Raw genomic sequence first — 9,354 nt, 5'->3', positions numbered from 1 at the left:
TTCACCGCTTAAGCTGATGCTTAAGCGGCTCAGGTCTCCTTGAAAATTGCTTTGGTGAGCAATTTTCATCCCTGCAATCCGTTCTTTTTCCTCTAACTGCCGCTATGCCTGCTCTATGCCCTGCAAAACAGCACAGGCCTTCCCGTCCCCTCCCGTCTCTCCTTCCGCAAAGCTGGGTGCCTCCGGGCGGAGGGATTCCTCAGGAAATTTGGGCGGGAGCGGCGGATGGAAAACGACTGGTGATTGTCCTGTTGCTTGTTGGGCTTATATGGCTTATATGGCAGTTTTTCATAAATTATTTGTATTAGATGAGCGGGTATTTTTTGGTGAGTTCTGCTACCATTGCCTGGGCTTTTTCTACGTTTGACTCGTCGGCTATTACCATTGCTATGATTTCGGCTATTTTTACCATGTCTTCTTCTACCATTCCTCTGGTGGTGACTGCGGGGGTTCCGAGTCTTACTCCGCTTGTTACGAATGGGGAGCGGGGGTCGTTCGGGATGGTGTTTTTGTTGCAGGTTACATGAGCGTCATCGAGGCGTTTTTCGAGCTCTTTGCCGCTGATGTTGTTTTCGGTCAGGTCTACGAGCATGAGGTGGTTGTCGGTTGCTCCGGAAACGATTTTAACGCCTTTTTCCTGGAGAGCCTGGCATAATGCTTTGGCATTTTTGACTACCTGTTCCTGGTATGTTTTGAACTCCGGCTGCAGGGCTTCTTTGAAGCAGACTGCTTTGGCTGCGATGACGTGCATCAGCGGGCCGCCCTGGATTCCCGGGAAGATTGCCTTGTTGAAGTTGAACTTCTCATTCATCTCTTTGCTGCACAGGATCATGCCGCCTCTTGGACCGCGCAGGGTCTTGTGTGTTGTGGTGGTTGTTACATGTGCATATGGAATCGGGCTTGGATGGATTCCTGCTGCCACTAAGCCGGCAATATGAGCCATATCTACCATCAGGTATGCTCCTACTTCGTCTGCGATCTCACGGAATCTCTTGAAGTCTATGGTTCTTGCATAGGCACTTGCACCTGCTATGATTAATTTCGGTTTGTTCTCTTTTGCGATTTCGAGTACTTTATCGTAATCAATTACGCCGTCGTCATTTACGCCGTAAGCCGAGAAATCAAAATATTTTCCTGACATATTAACCGGTGAACCATGAGTCAGATGTCCGCCGTGATCCAGATTCATTCCCATCACTTTATCGCCTGGCTCCACCATGGCAAACATAGCTGCCATATTAGCCTGTGCGCCTGAATGAGGCTGTACATTAGCATATTCACACTGGAACAGCTCTTTCGCGCGTTCTCTTGCCAGATCTTCAACTACATCCACGCACTGGCATCCGCCATAATATCTCTTTCCCGGATATCCTTCAGCATATTTATTCGTCAGGGGACTTCCCATAGCTGCCATAACAGCCTTGCTCACCCAATTTTCAGAAGCGATCAGCTCAATATGTGAATCCTGTCTGTCCATCTCCGCCTGAATCGCTTCCGCAATCTCCAAATCTTCATTCTTGATTTCCTCGAAATCGTACATAGTTCTTCTCCTCCATAAATCTTTAAGCATTTCGGGGCAGTCTATTATTATCCCCGTAAGTTCATTGGGGACATTATAGCATAAACAAGAATGGAAAGTCTATACCCAAAGGGCATACCGCAGCTCATGTCCCAGCAGACTGCCCGCCCCTTAGTTTTCAGATATACTCCTTCTTAACTTAAACATAAGATACTCATTTTACAAAATATATGCAGCCTAAAGGTATGTACATAAACAGCAATGTCAAACGCTGCCATAATCCCTCACAGGCGATTACCGTATCTTTATAATCTGGTTTATCCGCCATAACAAATAAGGTAAAAGTTATAATTGTTAAAATGAAGCAGATAATCGAACATACAGCAAACGCTGTTCTTTCAGCTTTACACCCATAAACCGCCAGCAAAAGTGGTGTAAGGGTTAAAAACATAAAACCAGTCACCGAACCATACCCATGGATTTTTTGAGAAACAGTGATAAGATTTTTTGTATCTCCTACAGGAAATATCCCCGAAAGGATACAGCCTCCTATCGCATAAATCATGATGGATATAAATAGCAATACTGCAATTATCTTTGAAAACTCAGATGTGACTTTATATATTACAAAGTTATCAATTATAAGAATAACGCCATATACGATCAGCCACGCACTGTAGATCATATGCAATGGTGCTTTATCATTTCCCAACACACTCATAACCTGCGTCAAATGATTATATCCCTTATAAGACGGCGCCAATAAAAAAGGAATCAGCAAATCCAATGCCAAAGCAACCGGTAATAAAAGAAACACACTATTCTTTATCATCAATTCCACCGCTTAAACTGCCCAGCCCTTTCAGTATTTTCACTGCCAGTTCTTTCATCACATCTGCTTTCACTATAGCGATTCCCTGTTCCTCATCACCAAGAACTAAAAGTGTATCGCCAGCCTTAATATCAAAAATCTGTCTCGCTTCTTTCGGAATAACAATCTGCCCCTTTTCACCAACCTTAACCGTCCCAAATATATGCTGCCCATCCTTCATTGACATATCTCTCCCCCTCTTTTCCTACTTGTATGTATTTTCATACTTTTCATACCAGTAGTAAAAATATATCTCATTCAAACAAATAAGTCAATACATCAAACAACTGACGCCATTAAACGTAAGTTACAGTAAACATACATCCGCTTTACCTCGTCCGGGATCTCAGCGGTAATCTCTTCTTTTCTACCGCCAGGATGCACCAGCTGATAAAAAGGCGGGTCCGGTGCCTGATGGGGCAATGTCTGCTGGCGAAATGTCCATAAAGCAAGCTCTAGAAGCAGTTGAAGAAAACGGAAGGAAAATGAAGGGCAAAATTTGCCTTACCAGGCAAATTTTGTTGCCGCCTGCGGCGCGAATGCATCAGCATTCGGGCCAAATGCGGCATGTACCTTCATTTTCCTTCCGTTTTCTTCTACTGCTTCTCAGCGAAGCGTCAGGACATTTCACCAGCAGACATTGCCCCATCAGGCACCGGACCCGCCTTTTTATCAGCGTCCCTACCCAAAATCAAAGAGAGAAAGCTGATTACTCTGCGGCAGATCTCCAAACAGCCCCAGATCCGCCATAAAGTCGATAACCGTCTTACTGACCTTCGTACGCTGGCGAAAATCATCCAGAGACAGGTACGGCCCGTCTTTGGCGGCCTCTTCCACTGCCTCGGCGGCCTTCTCGCCCATTCCTTCGATACTGGAGAGCGGCGGCATCAGTTTTCCATCTATGATCTGGAACTTTGTCGCTTTTGCTGTATAGATATCCAGCGGCAGGAATTCATAGCCTCTTGCGTACATTTCCTGTACGATTTTCATATCCTTTACAACATCCTGCTCCTTATTGCTGAGAGAATCCGCCCTGCGCTTGTAGTCCTTTATATAATAATTCAGCTTGTCTTTACCCTGGCACATAATTTCATAAGAAAATGCGTTGGCGCGGATGCCGAAATAAGCGCCGTAATATGCCAGCGGATAATTGATCTTACAGTACGCGATCCGGTATGCCATCATAACGTACGCAGCCGCATGGGCCTTCGGGAACATGTAGCTGATCTGCTTACAGGACCAGATGTACCAGTCCGGCACGTCTTTTTCCTTCATCGCCTCTTCCCATTCAGGTTTCAGCCCTTTTCCTTTACGTACGCTCTCCATGATGGTAAAGGACAGTGCACTGTCCACCCCCTGATTGATCAGATAGATCATGATATCATCACGTGTACAGATACAGGTAGAAATCGTTGCTTTACCTGATTTTACCAGCTCCTGTGCATTGCCCAGCCACACATTGGTTCCATGTGACAGACCGGATATACGGATCAGGTCGGAAAGTGACTGCGGTTTTGCATCCTGTACCATCTGAATAACAAAATCCGTTCCGAATTCAGGAATTCCCAGGCAGCCCAGATTGCAGCCGTCAATATCCTCCGGTTTGATCCCCAACGCACTCGTATCGTGGAACAGAGACAGCACCTTTTTATCGTCCAGAGGTATCTCCGTGGCGATAAACGGATTCTCATCATTGTACTCATTGTCCATGGCATCCGACGTAATATATTCTTCCAGCGTACGGATCATGGTCGGATCATCATGACCGAGAATATCCAGTTTCAAAAGGTTATGGTCAATGGAATGATAGTCAAAATGTGTTGTTATGATATCCGTCGTCATATCATTCGCAGGATGCTGCACCGGGGTAAATTCATTGATACTGTGTCCGTGCGGCAGTACAACAATACCGCCGGGATGCTGGCCCGTACTTCTGCGGATTCCCGTACAGCCCACCGTAATTCTGTCAATCTCGCATTTGCGCTTTCTGTGGCCGCGCTCCTCATAGTAATTCCTTACATAGCCGAATGCGGTCTTATCTGCAAGTGTGCCGATGGTTCCGGCCTTGAAAGTATGCCCCTCTCCGAAGAGAACTTCTGTATACTTATGTGCCTTTGCCTGATAGTCACCGGAGAAGTTCAGGTCAATATCAGGTTCTTTATCTCCCTTGAATCCGAGGAATGTCTCGAAGGGGATATCAAATCCGGCCTTAACCAGTGTTTCCCCGCAGTTGGGACATACCTTATCCGGCATATCGAATCCGCAGCCGCCGGCAAATGCTTTTACTTCCGGTGAATCAAACTCATTGTAATGGCATTTTTCACAGTAGTAATGCGGGCTCAGAGGATTTACCTCCGTAATACCAGACATGGTGGCAACGAACGAAGAACCAACCGAACCACGGGAACCTACCAGGTATCCATCGTCATTTGATTTCCAAACCAGCTTCTGGGCAATGATATACATAACTGAGTATCCGTTGGATATGATGGAGTTCAGCTCCTTCTCCAGACGGGTAGATACCGGTTCTGGCAGATCTTCCCCATAGATCTCATGGGCTTTATTATAGCAGATATCTCTCAGATCCTGCTCTGAATTTGCGATAACCGGGGGACACTTATTCGGGTTAATAGGCGATATCTTCTCAACCATATCACAGATCTTGTTCGTATTTTCTATAACAATCTCTCTGGCCTTCGCGGAGCCAAGGTATTCAAACTCCTCCAGCATCTCCTCTGTTGTCCTGAGATATAAAGGAGGCTGTTCATCCGCATCGCTGAAACCCTTGCCCGCCATGATAATCCGACGGTACACCTCATCTTCCGGATCCAGAAAATGCACATCGCAGGTGCCTACAACTGGCTTTTTGAACTTTTCTCCCAGCTCCACAATCTTTCGGTTAATCTCCTCCAGATCTTCTTTGGTATTAATATCCGGGTACTTATCGCTGACCATCATAAAACGGTTGTTGCCAAGAGGCTGGATTTCGTAGTAATCGTAAAAGTCAGCCAGTCTTGCGATGGATTCCGCAGACTTATTATTCAAAATGGCCTGATAAAGCTCTCCTGCTTCACATGCACTTCCTACAATCAGCCCTTCCCGGTATTCGTTCAGCACACTTTTGGGAATCCTGGGTCTTCTGGCGTAATAGGTCAGATGGGACTGGGTTATCAGCTGATAAAGATTATATCTGCCGATGTCGTTTTTAATCAGTATGATGATATGATAAGTGGGCAGCTTGCGGATAGCATTCGGATTCATATCTCCAAACCGGTTCATTTCTTTTAAGGTGGTAATGTTTTGTTCTTTCAGCATCTGGACAAACTTCACGAATATCTCAGATGTAGCGGCCGCATCATCCACCGCCCGGTGATGATTTTCAAGGGAAATCCCCAGTGCTTTTGCCACCACATTCAGCTTGTACTTGGATAATGTGGGCAGGAGCACTCTTGCCATCGCCACCGTATCCACATAAACAAAATGTGGTTCTATATCCTGATACCGGCAGTTCTGCTCAATGAATCCCACGTCAAATCCCGCATTATGCGCCACAAGCACGCCGTCTTTGGCAAATTCGAGAAACTGGGGCAGTATCGTCTCTATATCCGGATACCCCATGACCATTTCATCTGTAATGCTTGTCAGCTGTGTGATCTGAAACGGAATTGGTCTTTTGGGATTGACAAAGGTACTGAAACGGTCCACGATCTCTCCGTTTACAACCTTAACCGCACCAATCTCAATAATCTTATCTTTGATGGCGCTAAAGCCCGTCGTCTCCAGGTCAAATACGATATATGTATCGTCCAGCCGCTCATCCCCGGCGTTTACGGCAATCTCCGTCAGGTCATCCACGACATAACCTTCCACACCATAAATGACTTTAAACGGGTCATCTTTATCCAGTGTCTCGATAAAATGGTTGGCATCCGGGAAAGACTGCACAATTCCGTGGTCTGTAATCGCAACTGCAGGATGGCCCCAGTCATGGGCCCGCTTAACAATATCCTTTACCTCAGATACCCCGTCCATATCACTCATCTTTGTATGGCAGTGGAGCTCCACTCTTTTAGCCGGGCTCAGGTCCTTCCTTGTAACGGTAAAGTCGCCGCTTTTCTTGATTCCGGTCACCGAACCGATGGTCAGCTCTCCGTCAAACTTGTCAATGGTTGTGACCCCCTTGATTTTAACGAAAACTCCCTTTTTCAGATCCCCCAGCAGTTCCGGCAGCTGCTCATTCCTGGTGAACATCTTTACCGTAATTGTATCGGTAAAGTCCGTCACGGCAAACATCAGGATTGTCTTATCATTTCTGATTTCCCTGGTGTCAAAATTGATGATCTTGCCGTGGACGGTGATCTCTCCCATCTCGCTGACCACCTGTTCCAGGGTAATAGGTTCATCGTCGAAGTTCCGGCCGTAGATCAGACTTGGATCATCCCCCTGTTTGAGCGGTCTGTTGTAGTCCTTTTTCCTGAATTCTTTCTTTTTGAAATCACCATTCTTTGCGGACTCTCCGTTTTTCTCCTGTGATACGTCCTTTTTCCCGCCGCCATCTTCGGCAGCTTCTTCGCCTCTCTGCTTTGCCCGCCGTTCAAAAATCGCATTGATCTCCTGTTGGATCCTCTGTTCCTCATACTGGCGGTCGTGACCTTCTTCCGCCTCTCGGTATGTAACCCGGATGTCGGCTTTGATATGGAATCTCTGTTCATAAATCTCATGGAGCAGTTCCACTATATACTCCTGTTTTCCTTCGGAAACAATTGTATTGAGCATCTCCAGATACAGAATATCCCCGCCTTCAAAACGCATCTTTGCCTGTTCGAACATGCTTGCCGCCAGCACGCTGTGCTGCTTCAGTTCCTGCACAATGCTTTCACGGTATTCCATCATGAGCGTCCTTGCCGTATACTGCTCGGACAATGAATACTGTTCTTCCAGCCGGATGGATATCTTCGTATATCCGAACAGCTGCTCTTTGATTTTTTGTTCCATCTGCCATATATGCTTTTTCTGAATCAAATGCCTGCTTAAAATATGGACACGCAGAAAGTCCCGTTTTGAGTTTGTCGTGATCTTTTGGACCTCCACGTCTCCAAAAAGCATCTGTATATCTTCTTCCACTTTTAATGTCGGAAAAACATCAAAAAAAATCTTTTCGCTTCCTACCTTTTCCAATTTAACAACTCCTGTCGCAAGGTTTCCAGAAGTTCCTCTTCTTTCACCTTCTTCACGATTTCACCCTTCCTGATCAGAAGGCCTTCTCCAATTCCGCCTGCAATACCGATATCTGCTTCCTTTGCCTCACCCGGGCCGTTTACAACGCACCCCATGACAGCCACCTTAATATCCAGAGGTATATCAGCGACCATATTCTCCACCTGATTTGCAAGGCCAATCAGATCAATCTGTGTCCGCCCGCAGGTCGGACAGGATACAACTTCAATTCCGCCTCTGCGAAGCCCCAGTGTTTTCAATATCAGCTTTGCTGTTTTGATTTCTTCCAGCGGATCTCCTGTAAGGGAGACACGGATTGTATTGCCGATCCCCTCGTACAGAATGATTCCAAGACCCACAGAAGACTTTACATTTCCCGCATATACGGTTCCCGCCTCTGTAATACCCACGTGGAGCGGATACGGACATCTGGATGCGATCAGTTCGTGTGCCTTAACACACATCATAACATCAGAAGATTTGATACTGACCACCAGATTATCGTATCCCATCTCCTCGATCATCCTAACCTTATCCAGTGCACTCTCTACGATTCCCTCTGCAGTCACACCGCCGTACTTCTCCAGCAGCGGTTTCTCCAGAGAACCACTGTTGACGCCTACACGGATGGGGACCAGATATTCCTTTGCCTTCTCCACAACGGCCTGCAGGCGCTCCCTGCTCCCAATATTGCCGGGGTTGATCCGGATCTTATCCGCGCCATTTTCAATTGCAGCAATTGCCAGTCTGTAATCAAAATGAATATCTGCGACTAATGGAATATGGATCTGTCTCTTAATTTCTTTCAGAGCATAAGCAGCATCCATGGCAGGCACCGCACAGCGTATGATCTCACAGCCTGCCGCTTCCAGCCTTAGTATCTGGGCCACTGTTGCCTCCACGTCCTCGGTCTTTGTATTCGTCATGGACTGGATTGCAACAGAATGTCCGCCGCCAATGAGCACATCTCCAATTCTGACTTCCCTTGTCTTTTCTCTTAACATATCCATACTTTAAACATCCTTTCTCTATGCACATTCCCCTGGCATCTGCGTCTGCAGTGACGTCTGCACTGCCGCTTTCATCCGATGGCTCAGTGCCGCCTTAATAAAAGCTCTGCCTGATCGTAGAAAAACAGGGAGTGCCTTCCCTGTTTTCCTGTCACTTTTTATCAAATATCATCTGATCTCCGTATTCTCTGTCTGTCAGCGTCAGTGTGCTCTTTTCAATGCTGTAATCATAGGTACCTTCCAGAGTATTTACTGCTGAATTCAGGCCTTCTGCGGTCACGGCTCCATCTGACTCATCTGCTGCCTTCTGTATCGCCTCATCATCTGCACGCAGTGTGAAAGTTTTGGTGTCTTTGTCGATACTGTATTTCATCTCTACGGATACGCCTTCACCCTCAAATTCTTCCGGCCATTCGAGCACAGCTGCTCCATTGCCCCTGATCGTTATGACCAGGCTGCTGTCCTCATGGCTCCACTTACCTTCTACCGGGTTAGCAGTAAAAAGCTTTATCACGAAAAAGGCTGCTATGATGATGATCAGCACGGTTGTCACAGCCATTACAGCCCTCCAGATCTGGTTTCTTTTTTCTTCGTTATTCTTTGCAATCATCCATATACTTCCCTTCTTTTTCCTCTCTTTCATTATACGAATTTTCACTGTCTGTGTCAACGGGTATCCCTCCCGCGCCAATAAGTGTTACTGTTCGCCGACAAACCAGTAAATAGTAATCAATTCG

Annotated in this window: 6 protein-coding genes; all 6 read right to left on the bottom strand. The window is 46.4% G+C overall.

Annotation, left to right across the window (positions count from 1 at the left end; all coding sequences use genetic code 11):
• Positions 1-304 precede the first annotated feature (304 nt).
• Entirely contained in the window at positions 305-1,540 is a 1,236-nt protein-coding gene (gene glyA / locus HMPREF0240_RS13745; protein WP_009004024.1) for a serine hydroxymethyltransferase, read from the bottom strand.
• Between the two features lie 193 nt (positions 1,541-1,733).
• A complete protein-coding gene (locus HMPREF0240_RS13740; RefSeq protein WP_035313531.1) occupies positions 1,734-2,351 on the bottom strand; it encodes a DUF998 domain-containing protein in 618 nt (205 codons plus the stop codon).
• The gene (locus HMPREF0240_RS13735) at positions 2,338-2,577 is read right to left on the bottom strand and encodes an AbrB/MazE/SpoVT family DNA-binding domain-containing protein (RefSeq protein WP_009004022.1); all 240 of its coding nucleotides are present in this window, start codon (positions 2,575-2,577) and stop codon (positions 2,338-2,340) included. Before HMPREF0240_RS13735 ends, HMPREF0240_RS13740 begins: the two co-directional genes overlap by 14 nt.
• A gap of 494 nt (positions 2,578-3,071) precedes the next feature.
• Positions 3,072-7,568, bottom strand: coding sequence for a PolC-type DNA polymerase III (locus tag HMPREF0240_RS13730; protein WP_009004021.1), 4,497 nt, complete (start codon positions 7,566-7,568; stop codon positions 3,072-3,074).
• The gene (gene ispG / locus HMPREF0240_RS13725) at positions 7,556-8,611 is read right to left on the bottom strand and encodes a flavodoxin-dependent (E)-4-hydroxy-3-methylbut-2-enyl-diphosphate synthase (protein WP_035313643.1); all 1,056 of its coding nucleotides are present in this window, start codon (positions 8,609-8,611) and stop codon (positions 7,556-7,558) included. The genes HMPREF0240_RS13730 and ispG overlap by 13 nt, the downstream gene beginning before the upstream one ends.
• A 157-nt stretch (positions 8,612-8,768) precedes the next feature.
• The gene (locus HMPREF0240_RS13720; RefSeq protein ID WP_242833348.1) at positions 8,769-9,287 is read right to left on the bottom strand and encodes a hypothetical protein; all 519 of its coding nucleotides are present in this window, start codon (positions 9,285-9,287) and stop codon (positions 8,769-8,771) included.
• Positions 9,288-9,354 lie beyond the last annotated feature (67 nt).

Origin of the sequence: Clostridium sp. D5, from assembly GCF_000190355.1 — a bacterium.
Lineage (GTDB): Bacteria > Bacillota > Clostridia > Lachnospirales > Lachnospiraceae > Faecalicatena > Faecalicatena fissicatena_A.
This window is presented reverse-complemented; position numbering and strand designations above follow the sequence as displayed.